The sequence below is a fragment of the Planktothrix sp. FACHB-1355 genome (assembly GCF_014748295.1).
GTDB classification, from domain to species: Bacteria; Cyanobacteriota; Cyanobacteriia; order Cyanobacteriales; family Aerosakkonemataceae; genus Aerosakkonema; species Aerosakkonema funiforme_A.
This window is the reverse complement of sequence record NZ_JACJUP010001280.1, coordinates 1-413: the sequence shown is the minus strand read 5'-3', so window position 1 is coordinate 413 and position 413 is coordinate 1. Positions and strand designations below refer to the sequence as shown.

Here is a 413-nt window from a genome sequence, read left to right as displayed (position 1 = left end):
TTTGGAAGATGGAGGTGGTATGCCCACAGTAATTACTCTTCTTGCTGAGGAAGGGATAGCAGGACAAATTATCGCTTGCCAATCAAGAAAACCCATGCAATTAAATGTAAAATGGTGGAATGATTTACATAATTATAAGCATATTTGTAATACTTATGTTATTCCCCTGTGGAACGAAGGGGGAGATTTTGTTGCCATTGTCGAATTAACCAAAAAATTAATATATCCCCACTTAGCTAGTAATGATTTATTAGGCAATCCACAATCCCAAATCCAAAATCCAAAATCGGCTGACCCCAATGGCTTCACGGAATCGGATTTCGATCGGCTCTCGCAACGCACTAGCTCAATGTTACCGATCTTGGAAGGTTTCCAATCTTTTTATCGAGAAATCAAAACAATTCAAAAGCAAC

Annotated in this window: 1 protein-coding gene; it reads left to right on the top strand. The window is 38.5% G+C overall.

Annotation, left to right across the window (positions count from 1 at the left end; translation table 11 throughout):
* Positions 1-94 precede the first annotated feature (94 nt).
* A partial coding sequence (locus H6S82_RS31595; protein ID WP_206756925.1) for a hypothetical protein occupies positions 95-413 on the top strand: 319 nt, incomplete at its 3' end.